This is a genomic window from Loktanella sp. SALINAS62 (genome assembly GCF_018263905.1).
GTDB lineage: Bacteria > Pseudomonadota > Alphaproteobacteria > Rhodobacterales > Rhodobacteraceae > Loktanella.
Genome location: NZ_JAAFZU010000040.1, coordinates 1 through 18,679 on the forward strand (window position 1 = coordinate 1; position 18,679 = coordinate 18,679).

Below are 18,679 nucleotides of genomic sequence, written 5' to 3' on the forward strand. Positions count from 1 at the left end.
CTATCATGTTCGAAGATCGCTTCAATGCGTAACTGTATCTGAAACCCGCATGCGCCAGACCAGATACACAGAGTTCATGACACTCCCTTTTCCATTCTCTATCGCCAGAACAGTCTGGCGATCTCGGAAGTTCCAAGTGCCTCCTTCAGTCCCATGTCCGAAAACGCGCACCTCGGATTTGTCGGACGGGAACATCCTGTTGCTCTCATCGACACTCTTGAGAAACGTTCGCAGGAAGGCAGCGTTTCCTCTACGCCCTTCGGCAAGGGAACGGCAAAGCGGGCGCTGCCGCCTTCTGGGCGAGGGATGGGATACGGAGGGTTCCCACGTAGCCAGTCTGATGGAGACGCCAGAGCCTTACGCACTGACCGCGCAAACGGCCTTCATGATCGCGCAGCGGCTCGGGGCTGAAGAAGTGGCAGCAGGCTACTATACGCCATCAACTGCCTTCGGGCACGATCTGGCTCTCGGATTCGACGGTGTTCACCGGACGGACGATTGACGCAAGGTCCGGGCCGCAGCGCAAGGCCGTCGTGGGTGGCGGCCCCCGGCTGCCTCACGGCTAAAAACGGCAGGACTTTAATTTGCGGCGGTCCGGCTTCGCGTGCGCAGAATTGCTTCCGCGGACGATTATCGGAACACAAGTTGAGTTTTATGGGTCAATTCTCAATGGAAATGATACCGTTGCCCGGGACACTTCCGAGTGGAAATCGACATTGATGGGCATGAATTGCAATCTTAGCCTTGGAGCCAAGGAAGCCTCTGACGCGTTCCTGAATAAATGTTGTTTTTCTCGCTTACCGTCGGTTGGATGCAAAGCCGGTCGGTCACCCATGGAAAGGATCGTCGAACATGTCGGATTTCACCCTGTATTATTGGCCGGTTCCGTTTCGCGGCGAATTCGTGCGCGCGCTTCTGGCTCAGGCCCGCGCAACAGTCGACGAGCCCGACATCGACGCGGTCAGTGCAGCGATGCAGCTGGACCCACGCGACCAACCCGTCCCCCACATGGCGCCACCTATGCTGGTGGACAATACTTCAGGCGAGGCAGTCGCTGAAATGCCCGCGATTTGCCTCTGGCTGGGCGAGCGCTTCGATCTTCTGCCGCGCGCGCCGCATCCAAAGGCGCTCGCACTGAAGATCGTGAACGACGCCAACGACGTTTTGGATGAAATGACCCTCGACGGCGGCAGATCGATGTGGACGCCCGAGTCTTGGGCGGACTACCGTCCGCGTCTGCGCCACTGGATGGCGATCTGGGAGGCAACGATGGAGAAAAACGGCTTCTCTGAAAACGAAGCTGAATTTGCACGTATCGTGACTGCGACCCTCTGGGGCACGATGACAGAGCGGTTGCCCGAATTGCGTTCCATTCTTGACCAGGAGGCGCCGCGCGTTGCCAAGCTCACCGATGCGACCCGGTCGAATGGGCCACTCGCTGTGCAAGCCGAGGAGAGCCGCAGACGCTTTGGGGACACCTGGTGCGGCGGTGATATCGAAAAGTCGCTGCGCAGGGCCGTCCGAACGTGATCAGGCCTTCATCAGATGGGCCGCTGTAGCTTGTTTGACTGGCATCCGGGCAATGAGGGTCTGAAACCAAGCTACCATCGGCTTGCCATTTGGAGGTTTTACGCCAATACAACTTCCAGCCGGTCCAGAAATTGCCGCGTCTCCGTCTAAAAAAGGCTGAAGCGTTCTTGTTTATGGATCTTCTGTCTCTGTTGCAGCTGCCTTTGGAAGCATGAGAGGGACAGCCGCAAGAATGATCAACACGATCGCTGCTGACAGGACAGCAGTGGATTCCAGTCCAAGTCCGGCGATGACACCAATACCGGCCGTCGCCCAGATACTTGCAGCCGTAGTAAGGCCCTCGACTTGGTGTTGCGCGGTGCGCACCATGATAGCCCCAGCGCCAAGGAAGCCGATGCCTTGCACTATGCCTTGCAACACGCGGGACATATCCTCGATCGGCATGCCGCTCTGTATTGGACCGATAACGAAAAGGGCTGCACCCACAGCAACCAGCATGTGGGTCCGCACCCCAGCACTTCTGCCTTTGCGTTCACGTTCGTATCCGAGGATACCTCCAAGTATTGCCGCCAGCACGAGGCGCAGCGTAATACGAGTGGTGGTCGACAAATCTGGAACGTCTGAAAATTCGCTGACTATTGTCGCCCAGATTTCTTATAACATGGTAGCTTTTCTCGTTCCGATCGCTTGGATTTGATCAGAGCCTGAAATCGCAACCACGTGAATGACAGGTTAACCTGCTCCTAACAAAGGGGAGATAACGCATTGTTCAAGGCCTAATCGGCATCTCCTTCGTGATAGGTCCAGAATCCGCCAAGCGCCGGTTTACACGTTGGGCGAGCTGAATATGCTCGGACCGCTTGCTGCCCAAGCTGAGAAAGATCGAAAAGTCGTTGCGCCGAGCTGCCAAAAGCTCGACTATGCTCTTACCTATCATCGTTAAAATCTTGCCACTTGGTTCCCCACATTCGATACATGTCACCGCCCGCCGCGCCTTGTTCTGATCCAGCGCGGGTTTGGCTGGTCTGCCATGGCTCTCAGGGTCGTATGTCCTTCGCCTGAATGATTTCGACGACCTCGCGCAGGTCGTCGGCGAACTGATCGGCATTGCGCGTGACAGTCTCAGGCAGAGCCAAACCGCCCTTCCCTGCCCGCCTGAGAGCCGCAGCACCACTGCGATTGCCGAGCTTCGTGCCGTGCGCCTTTGCCGCTGCCAGCACCTCCTTCGTGCGCCGGGAGATCGCCTCGCGTTTCTGCTGGGCGACCAGCGCCATTATGCCTTCAGTGAGGTCATTCGCTTCTGGCATGTCCACAGCCCAAATCCATCTCGAGGACGGCGGTGTCATCGCCATCAACGGCAAGGCATCACGCGGTGCTCGTGACAAAAATGAGAGTGCCCGGACGCGCATGATGGTCTTAGCCTATGCCTCGCAGCTGTGCTTCGCGCTGGCAACAGTGACCGCCGACAGGGGAACAGAGCCCGACGCGGCCATCGAGGCTCTGGGACTGACTGCGCTCAAGGGCAAGGTGGAGACCGGTGACGCTGCACTGCAAGCGCTGTGGCAAACCATGAACGGCTGCGGCTTTTCCCAAGTGCTGATGCAAGACCTTAAGCGGTTCAATGGTGGGCTGTTCAAAGATTCCGAAGCCTTGCCGCTGGATAACCTGCAACTTGGCCTGTCGATTGAGGCGACGGAGCGGATAACAGCCGTTGGTCCTTACGCACCGGAACACCTCATTATAGCCCGGAGTTCTTCCTACAACGTAACATCGCGAGGAAACCGCCATGAGATCACTGATCACCTACACTGCCATCGCAGCTCTGACTGCACTCCCGCTCATCGCTGAGGCACAGGGTAAAGGGAACGGCAACGGACATGGCAACGGGAATAAACCGCAGTCCGCTCAGCAAAATGGCGGTGGCCACGGAAATGGTAGGGGCAATGGTAATGGGCGAGGCAACGGCCCCAAGCACGGCGACGCAAACCAACGTGGCGGCAATAACGGCAATGGCAATAACCGTGCGCAAGATAACGAAGGGCAGGCTAACCTTGCCCGCATCGCTGCTGGCCTAGCTGCGATCAACGGCGTGATCTATCTCACCCCTGATGTGGACTTCGCCACTATCAGCGATGCCGATCTGGCAGGTATCGCAAACTGCCCTCCCGGTCTGGCGAAGAAGAACCCGCCTTGCGTCCCTCCTGGCCTTGCCAAGCAGGATGTAACGTTTGATGAGTGGACCGGCTATGATGCCGATGCTTTGCGCGGTCTGTTCGATGACAGATGGACAGAATTCGGCCCAGACGAGGTTGACCGACAGCCCACCAATCTGACACAAAATGAGATTTCTGAAATCTTTGGTATTCCGGCAGCACCAGATGGCCAGCGCTATGCGGTAGTCGACGGTCGCCCTGTTGTGTTAAGTGCGGAAGATTACGACAGGCTAATCACCATAAACAGCCTTGCCACACGTCCGACCTATGACGGTAGCGTTCCTATAGCTACGGACGCGGTACTGACTCAGGAACAGCTCATCGCCCGCTATGGTTTGCCTGAACTGTCAACGGGTCAGAACTATTCAGTTCTGGACAACCAACTGATTGCGCTGCCGGACCAGTCTTATGACTTGCTGCAGTTGATCCGCATCTTGGGTGCCGTGTAGTGGAAAGGCATCTGTGATCTAGTGTCAGGGGACGGAGGCCTCGTCTGTTTAGCATTCCGGAGATAATTGTTGACTGCGAAAGTTTGCGCCCCCTAGACAATTGTCCAACAGACTTACTGCGCCCGCCGGCAACTATCGCGCGGGCGCTTCTCGTTCCTGCCCACAAATCAGTACGCCATGGCCCCGGCCCCTTGGGTCCTTGCACGGTTTAGGGCGTATACGGGAGGGCGGAGCGCACAGGAGTGACGCGGCTCAGCAAGAGGGAAAGCCTAAAGGAGTTCTAGCATGGCCCGACTGTCCTCCCTGCCGCAAAGGCTGTCGGGTTCGACCCTTTTCAATTCCTGTGCCATCATTGATGCCATCGGGAGGGGGCATCCAAGCCATCAACGAAGCGAGGACAATCTGTCCTGCGACTAGGAGCGGTTCGACAAGCCTACTCGGCCGTCCGCTCGGAGGCGAAGTACGCCGCGCAGAATCGCGTCAGTGAAGGCTGGGCTGAACGATCCGCGGGCCGAGCGATCTTCTAGGGTGTAGGACGTCTCAAGGACATCAACGTTCATCTCGTCGAGGATCACCCAAAGCGGCAAATGGGTATCCAGTTTTGCTCGACGCGCCTCGGTTTCTGGTATCTGCAGGGCGACCCGACCTGACTCAGGCGCTTTACTGGTGATCGGCGCAATAAACATGACATGGTGCCCGGCCGCGTTCGTGACAACGATCACGACACAACTCGGCCGCTTCTTTCGGCCTTCCGTCTCACCGCGATCCGCCTGCCATTTCCAGAGGTAGTGAAAGTCGAAGACCTGACCCGCAGCCGGAAAGTCAGCGGCCACGGAAATAGTCCTCCAAGCCCTTGTCCAGGAGCTTGCCCAGGTCTTCCGGCATATCGGCAACATCCACCGCGACCTGCGATCCACGTCCCGATGTAAGAGCCTCGAACCGTTCCATCGACATGACCACGAAGCGCGGCTTGCGATGTTTCGTGATTGCGACAGGGGCAACCGTCGCGGCCTCGAAAAGATCACCTGTGTTGCGGGTCAGGTCGCCCGCCTTGAACTGTTTCATCTTTGCGCTCCACTAAGTTTCTGAATTAGTAAGAATATACGTAATTCATTAATATTCTGCAAGGGTGACTTCGCTGATTGGTATATAGCCCGCCTACTGCTCGCGCCCCGTCAGAAACTCCACCAGCGCCGGGCTGGCCGCACCCCTCGCGGACTTGAGCAGCTCCGAGCCCGCAAGCGAGGCTTTCGACAGGCGCACGAGCCCGCCGGTTTCCTCAATGCGGTAGCAGCGGCGTTTTTGCCGCATATGCCTGTAGAGAGGTGGTTCGGTTTGTCTGAACAGATTCCGGGCATTTCTTAAGTAACGTCTGATCAACGGTGCCGGCTATGTCGAGATTATCGCTTGAGCGCAGTGTTGCCTGATTTCGATGGCGAAAGCGGCCTACCGCATACTTTCCGTGCGCGGCGTCACATCCGTTTTCGGTCGGACTCGTCTTCATGCCATCAGCTTTCGTCGCAACAGAAACAGATTCCCGAGCGCGAACAACGTAAAGAGTTGCTCACGGTTTTTGACGAGGCCGCGGTAGCGTGTCTTCACATGGGCGAACTGGCGTTTGATGACGCGGAAGGGACGTTCGAATCTGGCGCGGTGGATTCAAAAATGAAGTTCAAATTTTTTGTCGAAACAGAGCATTGCATGAAATTTATCAATGGGACGCACATACTCCAACCACAGTCTGGTAGAACGCCACACCATTGCAAAGTGGCGTGAAGTGAAAATTCAGTCGTTGACATTGCGACATCGCTTGTGCCGCCCGGCCTTGGAACGATGCGGGACGTAGGACCTGGGCGCGTTCCGGTCAATACACTGCCTGCGGCGGCAAAGCTTGAGATGTCTTCTCCGTGCAGCGTGGGTCAGGGTCGTTCGGCTGGCAGGCTCACGCCCTACGAATATACTTGCAAAATCTGGACATCAGAGCAGGATAGATTCATTAACACGCCGATCCACCAGATGCTGGGACTGAACACCTAAAAGAGAACTGCTTTGGCCATGTCTTCGACACGCAGAAGACCGCCGCATTTTCGGCGACGAGCGAGAACGCGCAGCGCGAGGATTTGCATCCCGCAGACGAAATCCGCGACTCCGGCGCGATGTACACGCGCGGCGTGAAGGTCGCAGACATTCGGGGTCCGTTCGCCGCAACCGCAAATCGGTCGGGAACATTTCGATCTGCTGCGGGTGGGTCACTTTGGCGGGCCCCATTTGGCGCTGTCAGTGAGGAACCGTTCGTATCGCTGCGTGGTGATCTGCATTTCCTGAAACACCCTGACGCGCTCGGCATCGAGGCAGGCAATGTATAGGGACGCATGGCGAAAATACTGGTCGAACTCTCCTTTGAACTCTTCGCGGAAGTCGTGCGCCAGCTCGGCCGTTGTCGGCGCTGGCGCGATCGGTGGATCACACCATTCAGCGAAAGCGGTTCCGGGGCTGACCACGACCAGCAAGGCGAGGATGGAAAGCGGTTTCATCGGTCGATGGTCCCTTCCCTCACCGCCTGACCGTGAACGGCAAGCTGGGCCGCAAAGCGCGGGGCGTTGTAGGTGGATTGGATCGCGGCCACGCGCTGTTCGTAGGCATCGGGGCCTATGGCACGGCGCAAGTCGCTTTCGTGGAAAGCCCGATTAGCGAAAGGCGCAGGTCGCGCCATAAGCTGAACCGGATCGGTGCAAGCGGTGGGCGGTGCTGCTGGCACTGGTGCTTTTGGCTTGTGTTGGAACGTGGGCTTGGCCTTGCGGACAAAGGCCACAAGCCACGACAGGGGCGCTATGGCCCGGTCGTGTCGGACGTTGAGCATATGAAACCCTTTCCACAGAAACTGCGTGTCCATGCCTGCGGCTTCGGTGCCTTTCTTGGCATCTTCGATGATCGCGGCAAACGGCGTTTGATAGACTGACCCTGCCCAGTCCAATATCTGAATGGATGAAGGCGTATCATTATTACTTTTTGTTCTTGTATATAGTGAAGGCGGCGGTGGACTGCCGGTCACTCGTTTTTCATAGGAAATATCAGCGTTTTCAGCCGGTGATAGACCCTCGCCACGGACAGCATTTACGTCCGCGCCATGGACCTTAGAAAATGTGAAAAGGTGCCGGTCATGGTGGCGGCGCTCTATGGTCAAGCCAAACAAGTGCGCCAGCTCGTCCAGGGCGGAACGGATGCTACGGTCGCTGATCCCGGTGATGGTCTGCAACTCCTTCATCGTGAAGGCGGCGAACCCGCACGGTGCGCCTCTGAATTTGCCGTCATAGCTGATGTAGCCTGCCAACGTGTTTGCGATGCGTAGTGCTGCCCCTGTCATGGGGGTGCGCGCAAACAGGCGCATGAAATCCCCGCTGTGGGGGATGGTTGATGTGGTCACTGGTCTTATCCTCGCTCGGTGAAGCGAAGCGGTGGTTGAGCAAGTTTCTCCTGTTCGCACAGGTGCGTTTTTTGTTGCTCACCGTGTCGGGAGGGGATAGAACGGGAGCTGATACAGTTTGGTCGATCTAGGGACGCCAATCCCTCGGCTCTAAAATCCCCCCCGCAGGTTTCCGCCTCGCGGGGGTTTCTGTTTCTGAGTTGTGGTTTTGCGTTTTGGTCGCGATCCTCTTAACTGATGAGCGACGTCATGCTCTGTGTCGATGCTTGCCGCGATTATTGAGTTTGGCGGGATGCCGCGCACTCGCCCTAGTAACTGACAAATTCGTAGCCGTGCTTGCCAGCGTGATCAGTCCACTCGACGCCAACGCCGCGGACGGAACCTCTGGTCGGGCAGCCCTTGCTCGGGATCACCCAAACGGGCGCTTCATCTGATGATGCGCCTTGCCACGAAAAATCTCCCTGCGTTCCATAGCTGCCGAGCGAGATTGACCCCCATTCGCGGCATCCATCTTCGCGGGAATCGACATGCCGCCAACTGCGAACATCCCAAACTTTGATCGAGCGCACGAAGTCATAGATTGGGTCGGATATGTCTAAGTCGGACCCCTGCCCTGCGACCAGTTGCAGGATCGACGCTGCATCTGGCCGATACTCTGGATCGCGGAACACGGCGGGGTTGGGCGTAAGCGTTGCCTCCTGACTTCCGGTCGGGATGGACTGCATAGGAAGCTGGGCGTCAGGAAAGGTGACTTCATAGAGCCGCTGCATGGGGCTGGTGGGTTCTCCTTCGTAAGAGGCCCCCATCGGACAGCGCCATATCTGGAGCGGCGGTTCAATCGGCCAAGGCGTCACCCGCCGGATGAAGGTGGCATATGCCAATGTGCATTCGGCAGACTTAGGCCAGCCGCCAGCCAGACATAACAGGATGGCGCAGTCCACGTTGAGCGCCGCGTTCGCTTCACGCGGTGCGTTAAAGATCGCTGCGGCTGCAGCAGCCGCCGTAAGTGATGTTGATCTCAGAAATTTCAGCATGTCAGTCGCTCTCGCGTAACGTTATAGGATTGCGTGTTACCCTATAAAGTTACTTAAAGCCAAGCCCGATCTCTTGGCAACGCCATAAGAGCCGACTTTGGTGCGTTTACCGCCCGTTTCCCGTCAGTAGGCGGGTAACGCTGAAGCCGGCCCACATGATCTGAGGCGGAAGTGACAGTGAATAATGACCGCAGTTCAGCTCCAAAACGCGGTGCCGTGCGCCTGAACCCTTCAACTGCGCCACAAGCTGATGCGATAGTTCTGGCAAAACTACCGTGTCCCGCTTCGCTAGGACGATTTGAAGATCGAGGTCAGGTCGCGCCAGCTTTCCCGCATAGTTCTCCAGATTGAGGGGACTCCAAGCGCGGCGGAGTTGCGGCAGGTCAATTTCGTGTTCTAGGCTGGCCCTGATATGTTGGGTGGCCCGCCCTGTCCAAACCATATCAGCCAGGCTTCCTGCTGTGAGGAACAACGCCGCCTTCTTCACGGTCTGATCGTGGGCCGCCACCAATCCGGCCACCCAAGATCCAAGACTCATGCCGAGGACCGAGACTTGTCCGTAGCCTTCGTTTTTCAGAATCTGGACCAACTTTCGCCCGTCCAAAACGGCCTGCCGCATGGATCGAATAGTGCGGCCCAGGTTAGGGCTTAGCATGTCGTCAGCGTGTGATGCGGCCGGTCGGCTGCGTTCAAGGTGATAAGGCATCGCGATCTGCACGACCGTAAAGCCTTGGCTTGAGAAAAACCTTGCGATCTGACGCGACCGCGAACTTGCGTTCCAATGGTGGAAGATCACCAGTGCATGATCGTTCGAACGGCTTTCTGTCACCTGCGCACGGACGATGTCGTTGGGGTCTGTTTTATTCAAAATTGGCGATTGAAATTCGATCCATCCGTCTTGTCGGTCATAGACACGATTGGACTCAGAAGGTGCATGAAAGAAGATTGGATCAGCCACGGCCCTGTCTGCCAGTGCACAGAAGTCGGCTATGTTTGCAGCGCGGTCTGCGGCTGGAAAAGCGAGCTGCGCATCGAGGGTGAGTATCGTCGGTTGTTTCGCCGCGTCGCCGCGTTGCGCCCGTTGTTCGTCCCAGCGATCAAGCCATTTATGATACAACGCCGTTGTCTCCTTCATCCGCCGGCTTTCGCGATCCATAGCCCGGATCAACCAGCCCAAAGACCGAAATCAAGATCGCGGTCCATATCAAAATTGAGAAACCATTGAACGCTCCGATAGAAACATAGGCCACGACCAGTATCAAAATCGCCGCTATCATCTTAGATAAACCAGCGTTGGGTCCACTGTCGGGGCCAACGCGAAATAGCGTGTAGAAAAAAGGAACGATGGTTGCCAAGCCAATGATCAGGCTTGTGTATTGTGTTGGCGAAATATAATTTTTCGCAGAGAATGACTCGCCGTGCTGAAGCAAAACCAAAAATGTATCATCAGCTAACCAGCCTGGAACGCTTGTGCTGTCTGTCACCAGATAGCCCGCTTCCAGCTTCATACAGATTGCCACAAAAAGCCCCATAAGGGTGCATCGGAAGACGCCCCGCACGATCCTGTCGCTGATGGATGCGGTACGGTTGGATGCGTCTGGGCTATGGTCGTCTTTATTTTCTTGCGCAATCTCCCAAAAGTCATGGGACACGGTGTAGAGCAAAATAAGTCCGACGAAGAAAAGGTAGAAGCAAAGGCTCATGTAAAGATAGGCGACGCCTGTAAACACGGCTTCCTGCCCGACCGATATGACGTCCGGCCGCTCTATCCCGACCGATCCCCAGTCGATCGGATGATCGCTGCTGCCGTCCATCAAGGGTATCAATCGGACGCTGACCCACTGAAAGATGCCTGCGAAACCCACGCATATGATGAAAACAGCCCAATATGTGTAGCGTGACGCCTCGACCTTCCTCATCCAGCCTACATCGGTCTCTGCGCCACGACAGTTGTCCAGATGCAGTGGTCGTCCCTCGTTTTTCCAGTAGGCCAATAATTCTACGGCAAATCCGAAAAACAGCGGCAGAAAAACCATAAAGAGGAGCGTCCAGTTCGGGGCCCACAGGAACCCAACCTGCTTGATGATGCCGTCGTCCCGCGCGTACGTGATGCTGTGGATGCCCACGAAAACAGACACAAAGCCCAACGCGACGGCGCCGGCAAAAACCGATGATGGGAGGTCAAGATAAGACCCATTGCCGAAAATAGTCTCGGACTGGCGAGCAAGACTGAACCGTCGCGGTCGATTATTTTCAAGTTCCAGACGCGCCGCGTCCGGTTCGAGGATCGCGCTCTCATCAGCGACAAAGGGCGGTTCCTCTATACTTCGGCGCTGTCTGCGTTTCGCGGTCAACCGAGATTGCGAGGCGCTCAGTTCGGCTTGCCATGCGCTTGTCGCCCCGGGGTCGCCGCAGCCCAATATCCTAGCAAGCCAGCGGATATTTTCAGAACTGATCCCCTTATCGTTATCCTGAAACCAGAGCTGCACGGTCCGAAGATCGATGCCTGCACGGTTGGCGTCGATTTGTGAGATTGCCTCGGCAAGAAGATCAGGCGTCCACGGACCTTGAGGAAAACCGTTTGCGTCAGCAGGTCGCCCTGCGCCAGCAGCGGCAAGGTGCCTAAACAAAGTTTTGAAATCTTCATTTTCACCGCTTGGAGCGACAAAATACTTTCCTTTCACCACCAACGGCTTAAGACCTTTCGTTTCGCTCGTTTTCGTTCATGCTTCGTTAACCTTCGTATCATGACGTGCTGTCCCTCACCATCGCAGTACAACCACAGGGCGAAATACCGCCTCTGGCCGGAACGTGCAGCGTTCTTGTCTATCAATGTCTATGGGGGACAAAAAATATGGGAAAACATCTTGGCAGCAAAGCTTTCGGTGGTGACGATACGATGGGTCTTCTTGTCGAAAGCGAACACGCCCGCGCGATCAAGCGCGTCCTTGATGCAAGGTCGCGCGATGTCGTTGGGTGGCTTTACGAGTGGGGCACAGGGGACCTGTCGATCATGTGGAAGGGCGAACGATGCGATGATGTGATCTACGAATGACAATCGCCCCTTGCCCGACCGTGTAAACAGCCTCCCGATAGCCATTCCGGCTGTCAGGGGGGTGCCGGTCTCAAGAAACCGATCGGGCTTCTGGACTGCCTTTCCGGTAGGGTGGCTCCCAACGACCAAGGTGGTCGAGTGCTCCGTGCTGTATGAGCAGAGATCGCGGCAATCATCAGAGACGATGTGCGGCCAATGAGCATCGTCGGACCTGGCGACACGCCCGGAAATCAACCAAATATCTTTAATTTTGCCGCTCTGCGGCATATTGATGCCCGAGTTCGGGCGTAGCTGCAAAATGTAATCTTATAGGCTTGCGTCCAATAATATAAATATGTAGGAGTAAGGCACCCGTGAAGGGTGCCGGTACCTGTCTATTGAAAGGACCGCCGGCTTGGACAGCGAACTAGATAAAGAAGCGCCGAATGTGGTTACAGAACCCGGGTTCCGCCATCTCCTGGCAAATGGCTATCAAGCCGAGGTCGTATGCAAAGCCGAAGCGTATCGTAAGGCGTCGGTCTGGTATGGCGAGTGGATTGTGCGCGTCATCAATGACCAACAGACCATCGAGAAAGTCCTTGTCACATCGCCGCGACGCGTTGGGACCATTGACGAGGTCAAAGTTCGGACATTCAAAACGATCAACGGACTGGTGTCTTTCATGCACGAAATGGGACTTTCGCATCTGGACGTCCCGTTCCAACGCGGGGGCCGATCACGTCAATCGCTTCCTGTTGACTCTAAGGATACCCGCGACAGCTAACCTGCAGCGTCATTGCCTGATTGCCTGTTTCCTACTGACATTCACCAGCCCGGCGCTGGCGGATAGTGCTTGGGGCGGTATTGGGGGCGGTTGGAAAACCATCGGCGGCGAACCAGACGCGCAACACACAATCTCAACATCAAATGCCCCGGTCTCCGTCATCGGTGCATCGCCAGAGGGGCAAGTTCTGCCTGCGGCGTTGGCCGCTGTCCCGGCCGGGGCAGGCACGAACCGCGCCTTGGCGCGGTCAGTCGCATCGCGCTATGCCTCGCATCCCATCGTCAAAGCGGCCGGGATCGACCCGCGCGAGTTCATCATTTTCTTTGACGTGATGATCCAGACCGAAAGCGGTTTTAACGACCGCGCCCGCAGCCCTGTCGGTGCAATCGGTCTGGCGCAGCTCATGCCGGGAACCGCCCGAATGCTGGGTGTCGATCCATATGAAAAGTCCCAGAACCTTGACGGCGGTGCACGGTACCTGATCGCCCAGATCGCAGAATTTGGAACGCTCTCGCTGGCCGTGGCGGCTTACAACGCAGGCCCCGGCGCGGTGCGGACCTACAAAGGCGTCCCCCCTTACCGGGAGACCGAACGGCATGTCTCGAAAGTCATGTCCAACTACGAGCGCCAGTGGCGGCGTATTTCCTCACAGGAGTAATCACCTTGAACATGAATGCCTACCGGGCGGGCGCGCTTTGCGCCAGCGCCCTGATCCTTTGCGCCTATGGCACAGATCTTTCGGCGCAGGATATCGACTTCACGAAGGCCGAAGATGCGGGCAACCAAGTCGTTGCCTTCATGCGCGGCCCGCTTGCGACCATCGCGTTCGTGATCGCGCTGGCGGCTGCGGGCTTCATGGCCGCGATGAACCGCATTAGCTGGGCGTGGCCCGGTGCCGTGATCCTCGGTGCTGTGCTGGTGTTCGGCGGTCCCGCGTTTGTCGATAGCCTCCGGTCGATCCTGTCGTAATGGAAGAAACTGTCGTCATAAAAGGGCTGACCCGGCAGGCCAAAATGGCTGGCCTGCCCCTGCCCTACTTCATGGCGGTGGTCGGCCTGACCGTGCTGCCGTTCATGGTCACGAAGGTGCTGCTGTGGCTGCCAACCTTCGCGATCTGGTATTTCGGCGCACGATCCATCACCGCGATCAATCCCAACGGCCACCGCGTGATTGCCATGCGGTTGCGTCATTTGCCGCAGAGTTTTGGCCGCACCCCTATCCGTTTCCAACGCTCCACAAAGGGCCGTGCATCCAATGTATGAACTTTATCGCAATATGCCCTACGGGGTCGAATTTGACGACACGACCATGATCCTGCGCGACGGCTCGGTCTGCGCTGCGTTCGACGTGAGTGGCATTGATGCGGACACGTCGGATTCTTCCGACGTGCTGGACCTGCGCGTCCGCGTGTCCCAGATCCTCAATGGTCTGGACGAAAGTTTCAGCTTCTTCATCCACCGCTTTCGGCGCGATGTGCAGATCAGCGGCTACACCAAGCCGGTGCATCCCTTCGCCCGTGCGGTCGATGATGCGTGGTTCGACGGGTTGAACGCCAGCCAGCCGAAAGAGGCCGTGATCGTCCTGACGATTGTGCGGGCGAATAATAACGCGCTGCGGGTACCGCTTCTGGGCAAAGCTCTCAAGCGGGTCGGCCGGAAAAATCTGGCGGAACTGGCCAGGTCGCTTTCTGAACTGACGTCCGTGTTTGCCGACGCTTTGAACGTCACCCTGTCACCGCTGTCTATCTCTGACGGCGCGTTCGGGTCGGCCATGGCGGTGCTGAACTTCCAGCCCTACACGCCCATGCGCCGTGGTCTTATGACGCTTGTAGCGCAAGACGTGAGCGACGTGTCGCTGGAATTTGGTCTGGACGGCATTGTCGATGTGAACGACGGCGAAGCGGTCGCGGCGGTTGTCAGCGTCAAGGAAAACCCGACGGCCACGACGCCCGGCGCTCTCGATGCCTTGGGTGCGTTGGACGACGTTGTTGTGGTGCATAGCTATGCACCGATCCACCGCGATAACATTGTAGAACAAGCCCGCACCCGCATCCTTCAGATGCAGGCCAGCAACGACCTGGCACAACGTGTGGAAAATCAGCTTTTTGAGGCCGTAGACCGGATCGAGTCGGGCGAACTCGGTGTAGGCGAGTATCGCCTGACGATCCTCGTCCGCGCACCCGACCGCAAAGAGCTCGACGCCCGGATGTCTGATGTCATGAGCATTTGCCAGCGGGCCGGGTTTCGGATGCTGCGCGACCGGGCGGCGACGGCCACTGAACTTCTGTCCTGCCACCCCGGCAACGGTCACATGACGGCAAGGTCGTCTTATGTGACCTCGGAAACCTTTGCCGATCTGGCGAGCCTGCACGGCGCTGACATTGGCGCGGGCGTTGGTGAAGTGCCTTGGAACGAACCGATCACGGTTCTGGAAACCGAACGCGGCACACCCTACCGCTTCAACCTGCACCCGCGCGGTCTGCCTGATGCCGAACCGACGAACGGCCACACCCTCGTTCTGGGGCCGTCGAACGGCGGCAAGACGACCACCACCCTGTTCCTCGCGGCGCAAGCTCTGCGGCACGGCGGGCGGCTGATCGCACTGGACAAGGACCGGGCGATGGAAATGCCGATCCGCGCGATGGGCGGCACCTATGCCGCGGTGAAGGTGGGCGAGCCGACCGGCCTCAATCCCCTGCTGACCGAAACCGGCCCGCGTGGTGAAGCATGGCTTCTCGGCTGGTTCTCGGCCCTGCTGGAAAATACCGGCAAGCCCCTGACGCCGACACAAAGCCAAGCCCTCAAAAGCGCCATTCGCCAGAACGCCTCCGCGCCTGACAGCCTCAAGAATTTCTCGCAATTCGTGTCGCTGATCGGTGACGCCGACGACGGCAACGACCTCGCCCTGCGGGTCCGCGAGTGGGGGCCTGACGGGCGCTATTCGTGGGTCTTTGGTGAAAGTGACGATGTGCTGGTCAACTTTGGGGCCAACGATGTGACAGCCCTCGATCTGACGGAAGTGCTGGCGGCAGGGACCGAACGCACGGCCATTCTGGCCTACCTGTTCCGCGCCCTCGAAATGGTCATGGAAGAAAAGCGGCCGATGGTGCTGGTGGTCGATGAAGCGTGGCAGGTTCTCGATGATCCCTACTTCGCGATCGAGATGAAAAAATGGCTCGTCACGGCACGGAAAATGAACGTGGTCGTGGTGATGCTCACGCAGTTCCCATCACAGATTCAGCAATCGGCAGCGAAGTCGATCCTCGAAGGTCTGCCGAACCAACTGATCTTTCCGAACCATCGCGCCGAACCCAACCACTATGACGGCATGTCCATGTCGGACGGTGAGCTGTCCTTCATCCTCTCCAAGTCGTTGCAGGGCCGCAAGGCGCTGCATCGCACGGATACCGGATCGACCATCCTCGATGTGGACCTGGGGCGGCTCGGCCCGCTGCTGACCGTGCTGGGTGGCGGACGGTCGGGGTCTGCCCGGTTTGGCGACGACTACCGCGACTGTCCTGACTTCTGGCGTGACCAGAACACCTCCGATGATCTTGAAACCTCCCTTGAAAGGCTCGCTCATGTCTAAGGCAATCTTGGCTTTACTCCTTCTGTCCAGTCTCTCGGCTTGTGCAGAAAATCAGGGCCGTCAGACAAACTGCTGGTCCTCGAACGCGCTAGCATTTGCCGCGTCTGACGCTCCGACCGCAGCTTGTGATTGGACCCCCATCGGTGAGTAAAATGGTGCGCCTTCCCGCCATGGCGCTTGCGCTGACCGCCTCCGGGGCGGTGGCGCAAGGCGTGCCGGACATTGATGTGTCTGCAATCGTGCAGATGCAGTCGATCAACGCGGGCGAGCAAGCCCAGATGGAGCAACAGGCCCAGATCAGCGCCACGCTGACGCAAAACCTCGGATCGCGGGCGGATCAGATCGCCGCCCTGGAGGACACCATCAATATGCTGCGCGGATCGTCGGCCATGACGGCGGACCTCGAAGGCTTGGACGGTATGGTCGCAAGTGCGGTCTATGCAATTGAGGACAACAACCCCTACGCGGGGCGCTTGTTCGGTGACGCGCGTGAAACCATCGAGTCGATGATTGCCCAGACGGCAGTAAAATTCGGCAATGACCCGGCGCTGGAGGCAATCGGGATCAACGCGGTGGAGTTTCGGTGCTGGTTTCAGGCGCTGGTCAAACAGGAAAGCCGGTTCCAGATTGGGGCGCGGTCGCCAAAGGCGGCGTTCGGACTGACGCAGATCATTCCCGGCACGGCGCAAGACCTCGGCATCTATCCGGCCTACTACACCGACCCCCAGCTGCAACTGGACGGCGGGGCGCGCTACCTGATGCAGCAAATTCGCCGCTTTAAAAGTATGCCCTTGGCGCTTGCAGCCTACAACGCTGGCCCCGGTGCCGTGATGAAATATGACGGCATCCCGCCCTACAAAGAAACGCAGGATTACGTCGTCAAGATCAGCGGTTTCTACAACGTCTATGCCGCCCAGATCAGCGGCGCAGACCAGACCGGGACACTGGCGCTGGCGGAAATGTCGATCTCTGAGATGTCGAACATATCGGACGCGGCCATATCCTACGCCGGATACAGCCAGGAAATTCTGATCCAGTCGCTCTCGCGGCTACAGGAGATTTTGCGGCGTATTTCGCTTGCGGCCTCGGCCAAGGAAGCGATGGACCTCAACAGTTACGCCAAGGCGGAAGTCACGCGCATGGCCGGTGTCCTGACCCGGCTACTGGCGGTGAAGCGCAAGGCGGAATGGGCGCAATATGGAACGCTCTTTGCGGCCTACGCCCGCGACCGTGAATTTTTTGAAGGGATCACAGAATGAACAAGTTGCTCTCGACCGTTGCCGTGGCTCTCGCGCTGACGGGTGGCTCTGCCACGGCGCAAGGTGTTCCGACGATTGACGTGTCCTCCATCGCCCAACTGCAACAGATGTTGGCGGAAGCCCGGTTGCAACTGAATGAGGCTGTCTCCCAGAACCTCAAGCTAGACGACCAGACCTTGAAGCTGATCGCGCAAATTCAGCTGATGGAAGATCAATACAAGGCGCTGACGGACAGCTTTGAGGAAGCAAAGCTGCTGCTCACGACTGATTGGTGGACAGACCTTTTGCCAGAAATTGACGACATTCCGGGCGCGTTGAAAGACGCAACGGAAGGCAACTGGGGTGCGATCGGCACAGGCGGGAAAATTGGTAGCCGGACGACCAGAGAGATTGTGGACGGCATTTTCTCAAGCGCCGGAACATCGACCGAAGACATGACTGATCTTGCCAATAGCGAAGATCCTGGCGCAGCCCGGATCGGCGTTCAGGGTAACACCGGGGCGCTGATGGGGGTGGCTGCGGAAGCCTCGCAAGAGGCGGCTGGAAAAAGTCTCGAACGGATCGAAGAACTGACCGGCAACATTCCCGACACGCAGGGCATGAAGGCGGCAATCGACCTGAACACCCGCATGACCGCCGAAATGGGCATGGCGCTGGCGAACATCTGGCAACTCGAAGCCGCCCAGACCATCGGCCTCGGCCAAGCCGGTGTCATGACGGCGGCTACGCTTGCGGACGAACAGAAATACCTCGACCTTAAACCCTCGGATACGTTGGATTAATGGATAGGAACTTCACCATGAAAACTCTACTGCTGACCTGTGCTGCTGTCGCCGCAATGGCCTCCCCTGTTGCGGCCCAGCGGTTCCAGACCGAAGCCCGCGACGGCGTGCGCTACTTGGTGCCTGCTGAGGAAAGCACACAGAAGCCGCTTGCCAATTTGATCCAATCGCGGGCGATGGAAATGGGCTTTTTTAGCTGGCCGATCCCCACGGAAAAAGTCGCGGCTGACCAAGCAAGTCGCCCGCGCCAAGTATCAAACTGTTCTGGTCACGACGCAGACTATAAACCGGCACATGAATTTGGCGGGGCTGACGATTGGCGGCTGGCTAATATCGGAAGTGCCAAAGCATTCATTTATGAATGGATGGCCTACGACAATGCGATCAAGGCTAAGGACTGCACCTGCGATACGCTCAAAGCGGATTGGCCCGCCGCTGTCGCGGCCTTTGATACCTTGACCGAAGGTGTCGAAAACTTCCGTTTCTATACCGATGTTCCCGGTCGGATGCGGGACCAGATCAAACACGACTATGACCGCATGTGCGACATTACCATGCTGCTCGAACTGGAATAATTGAATG

At 57.7% G+C, this 18,679-nt stretch carries 21 protein-coding genes and 1 pseudogene; 12 read left to right on the plus strand and 10 right to left on the minus strand.

All coding sequences use genetic code 11. The annotated features are described in order from the left end of the window. The first annotated feature begins 852 nt into the window (after nt 1-852). Entirely contained in the window at nt 853-1,530 is a 678-nt protein-coding gene (locus GZH79_RS13190) for a glutathione S-transferase N-terminal domain-containing protein (protein WP_211644250.1), read from the plus strand. Nucleotides 1,531-1,701: 171 nt separating this feature from the next. Here GZH79_RS13190 and GZH79_RS13195 read toward each other — a convergent pair whose 3' ends face one another. Both GZH79_RS13195 and GZH79_RS13200 read right to left on the minus strand, forming a co-directional pair. After that, nucleotides 1,702-2,139, minus strand: coding sequence for an MgtC/SapB family protein (locus tag GZH79_RS13195; protein WP_211644251.1), 438 nt, complete (start codon nt 2,137-2,139; stop codon nt 1,702-1,704). A 428-nt stretch (nt 2,140-2,567) separates the two neighbouring features. Next, nucleotides 2,568-2,843, minus strand: coding sequence for a hypothetical protein (locus GZH79_RS13200; protein WP_211644252.1), 276 nt, complete (start codon nt 2,841-2,843; stop codon nt 2,568-2,570). Here GZH79_RS13200 and GZH79_RS19065 point away from each other — a divergent pair. Together GZH79_RS19065 and GZH79_RS13210 are read left to right on the plus strand one after the other, a co-directional pair. Next, nucleotides 2,836-3,378 carry a hypothetical protein gene (locus GZH79_RS19065; RefSeq protein ID WP_249219183.1) on the plus strand — a complete coding sequence of 181 codons (543 nt, stop codon included), beginning with the start codon at nt 2,836-2,838 and terminating at the stop codon, nt 3,376-3,378. The two genes, GZH79_RS13200 and GZH79_RS19065, sit on opposite strands and share 8 nt — an antisense overlap. Next, nucleotides 3,317-4,192 (plus strand): hypothetical protein, encoded by an 876-nt coding sequence (locus GZH79_RS13210; RefSeq protein ID WP_211644253.1) that lies wholly within the window; start codon nt 3,317-3,319, stop codon nt 4,190-4,192. The genes GZH79_RS19065 and GZH79_RS13210 overlap by 62 nt, the downstream gene beginning before the upstream one ends. A 413-nt stretch (nt 4,193-4,605) precedes the next feature. Here GZH79_RS13210 and GZH79_RS13215 read toward each other — a convergent pair whose 3' ends face one another. From GZH79_RS13215 to GZH79_RS13250, 8 genes and pseudogenes are all read right to left on the minus strand, one after another. Then, on the minus strand, nt 4,606-5,025 hold the full coding sequence (locus GZH79_RS13215; RefSeq protein WP_211644254.1) for a hypothetical protein: 420 nt from the start codon (nt 5,023-5,025) through the stop codon (nt 4,606-4,608). After that, a complete protein-coding gene (locus GZH79_RS13220) occupies nt 5,015-5,257 on the minus strand; it encodes a type II toxin-antitoxin system prevent-host-death family antitoxin (RefSeq protein ID WP_211644255.1) in 243 nt (80 codons plus the stop codon). The genes GZH79_RS13215 and GZH79_RS13220 overlap by 11 nt, the downstream gene beginning before the upstream one ends. A 435-nt stretch (nt 5,258-5,692) precedes the next feature. Further along, nucleotides 5,693-5,845: pseudogene (locus GZH79_RS13225) on the minus strand (transposase); the annotation flags it as partial. 596 nt (nt 5,846-6,441) lie between these two features. Next, nucleotides 6,442-6,726 (minus strand): hypothetical protein, encoded by a 285-nt coding sequence (locus GZH79_RS13230; RefSeq protein ID WP_211644256.1) that lies wholly within the window; start codon nt 6,724-6,726, stop codon nt 6,442-6,444. Next, complete coding sequence (locus GZH79_RS13235) at nt 6,723-7,580, minus strand: hypothetical protein (RefSeq protein ID WP_211644257.1); 858 nt, start codon at nt 7,578-7,580, stop codon at nt 6,723-6,725. The genes GZH79_RS13230 and GZH79_RS13235 overlap by 4 nt, the downstream gene beginning before the upstream one ends. A gap of 344 nt (nt 7,581-7,924) precedes the next feature. Then, entirely contained in the window at nt 7,925-8,650 is a 726-nt protein-coding gene (locus tag GZH79_RS13240) for a hypothetical protein (protein WP_249219184.1), read from the minus strand. 106 nt (nt 8,651-8,756) lie between these two features. Next, nucleotides 8,757-9,785, minus strand: coding sequence for a dienelactone hydrolase-related enzyme (locus GZH79_RS13245; protein WP_249219185.1), 1,029 nt, complete (start codon nt 9,783-9,785; stop codon nt 8,757-8,759). After that, complete coding sequence (locus tag GZH79_RS13250; RefSeq protein WP_349291204.1) at nt 9,757-11,337, minus strand: hypothetical protein; 1,581 nt, start codon at nt 11,335-11,337, stop codon at nt 9,757-9,759. The genes GZH79_RS13245 and GZH79_RS13250 overlap by 29 nt, the downstream gene beginning before the upstream one ends. A gap of 167 nt (nt 11,338-11,504) precedes the next feature. Here GZH79_RS13250 and GZH79_RS13255 point away from each other — a divergent pair, with 167 nt between their 5' ends. The 9 genes from GZH79_RS13255 (at nt 11,505) to GZH79_RS13295 (ending at nt 18,672) form a co-directional block, all read left to right on the plus strand. Beyond that, complete coding sequence (locus GZH79_RS13255) at nt 11,505-11,705, plus strand: hypothetical protein (protein WP_211644258.1); 201 nt, start codon at nt 11,505-11,507, stop codon at nt 11,703-11,705. A 394-nt stretch (nt 11,706-12,099) separates the two neighbouring features. Next, complete coding sequence (locus GZH79_RS13260) at nt 12,100-12,468, plus strand: hypothetical protein (RefSeq protein ID WP_211644259.1); 369 nt, start codon at nt 12,100-12,102, stop codon at nt 12,466-12,468. Nucleotides 12,469-12,667: 199 nt separating this feature from the next. Beyond that, a complete protein-coding gene (locus GZH79_RS13265; RefSeq protein ID WP_249219187.1) occupies nt 12,668-13,126 on the plus strand; it encodes a lytic transglycosylase domain-containing protein in 459 nt (152 codons plus the stop codon). 11 nt (nt 13,127-13,137) lie between these two features. Further along, nucleotides 13,138-13,437, plus strand: a complete 300-nt coding sequence (locus GZH79_RS13270; protein ID WP_249219191.1) for a TrbC/VirB2 family protein — start codon at nt 13,138-13,140, stop codon at nt 13,435-13,437. Next, nucleotides 13,437-13,730 (plus strand): VirB3 family type IV secretion system protein, encoded by a 294-nt coding sequence (locus GZH79_RS13275; RefSeq protein ID WP_283094812.1) that lies wholly within the window; start codon nt 13,437-13,439, stop codon nt 13,728-13,730. Before GZH79_RS13270 ends, GZH79_RS13275 begins: the two co-directional genes overlap by 1 nt. After that, nucleotides 13,723-16,056, plus strand: coding sequence for a hypothetical protein (locus GZH79_RS13280; RefSeq protein WP_211644262.1), 2,334 nt, complete (start codon nt 13,723-13,725; stop codon nt 16,054-16,056). Before GZH79_RS13275 ends, GZH79_RS13280 begins: the two co-directional genes overlap by 8 nt. A gap of 152 nt (nt 16,057-16,208) precedes the next feature. Continuing rightward, entirely contained in the window at nt 16,209-17,315 is a 1,107-nt protein-coding gene (locus GZH79_RS13285) for a lytic transglycosylase domain-containing protein (RefSeq protein ID WP_211644263.1), read from the plus strand. Then, nucleotides 17,312-18,097, plus strand: a complete 786-nt coding sequence (locus GZH79_RS13290; RefSeq protein ID WP_211644264.1) for a type IV secretion system protein — start codon at nt 17,312-17,314, stop codon at nt 18,095-18,097. Before GZH79_RS13285 ends, GZH79_RS13290 begins: the two co-directional genes overlap by 4 nt. A 17-nt stretch (nt 18,098-18,114) precedes the next feature. Continuing rightward, nucleotides 18,115-18,672 (plus strand): hypothetical protein, encoded by a 558-nt coding sequence (locus tag GZH79_RS13295; RefSeq protein ID WP_211644265.1) that lies wholly within the window; start codon nt 18,115-18,117, stop codon nt 18,670-18,672. Nucleotides 18,673-18,679: the final 7 nt, after the last annotated feature.

Bases quoted from the DNA above. Each gene is read 5' to 3' on its own strand.
- GZH79_RS13210 (WP_211644253.1), top strand. From the start codon at position 3,317: ATGAGATCACTGATCACCTACACTGCCATCGCAGCTCTGACTGCACTC.
- GZH79_RS13190 (WP_211644250.1), top strand. From the start codon at position 853: ATGTCGGATTTCACCCTGTATTATTGGCCGGTTCCGTTTCGCGGCGAA.
- GZH79_RS13270 (WP_249219191.1), top strand. From the start codon at position 13,138: ATGAATGCCTACCGGGCGGGCGCGCTTTGCGCCAGCGCCCTGATCCTT.
- GZH79_RS13255 (WP_211644258.1), top strand. From the start codon at position 11,505: ATGGGAAAACATCTTGGCAGCAAAGCTTTCGGTGGTGACGATACGATG.
- GZH79_RS13220 (WP_211644255.1), bottom strand. From the start codon at position 5,257: ATGAAACAGTTCAAGGCGGGCGACCTGACCCGCAACACAGGTGATCTT.
- GZH79_RS13290 (WP_211644264.1), top strand. From the start codon at position 17,312: ATGAACAAGTTGCTCTCGACCGTTGCCGTGGCTCTCGCGCTGACGGGT.
- GZH79_RS13285 (WP_211644263.1), top strand. From the start codon at position 16,209: ATGGTGCGCCTTCCCGCCATGGCGCTTGCGCTGACCGCCTCCGGGGCG.
- GZH79_RS13230 (WP_211644256.1), bottom strand. From the start codon at position 6,726: ATGAAACCGCTTTCCATCCTCGCCTTGCTGGTCGTGGTCAGCCCCGGA.
- GZH79_RS19065 (WP_249219183.1), top strand. From the start codon at position 2,836: ATGTCCACAGCCCAAATCCATCTCGAGGACGGCGGTGTCATCGCCATC.
- GZH79_RS13235 (WP_211644257.1), bottom strand. From the start codon at position 7,580: ATGCGCCTGTTTGCGCGCACCCCCATGACAGGGGCAGCACTACGCATC.
- GZH79_RS13295 (WP_211644265.1), top strand. From the start codon at position 18,115: ATGAAAACTCTACTGCTGACCTGTGCTGCTGTCGCCGCAATGGCCTCC.
- GZH79_RS13275 (WP_283094812.1), top strand. From the start codon at position 13,437: ATGGAAGAAACTGTCGTCATAAAAGGGCTGACCCGGCAGGCCAAAATG.
- GZH79_RS13240 (WP_249219184.1), bottom strand. From the start codon at position 8,650: ATGCTGAAATTTCTGAGATCAACATCACTTACGGCGGCTGCTGCAGCC.
- GZH79_RS13245 (WP_249219185.1), bottom strand. From the start codon at position 9,785: ATGAAGGAGACAACGGCGTTGTATCATAAATGGCTTGATCGCTGGGAC.
- GZH79_RS13280 (WP_211644262.1), top strand. From the start codon at position 13,723: ATGTATGAACTTTATCGCAATATGCCCTACGGGGTCGAATTTGACGAC.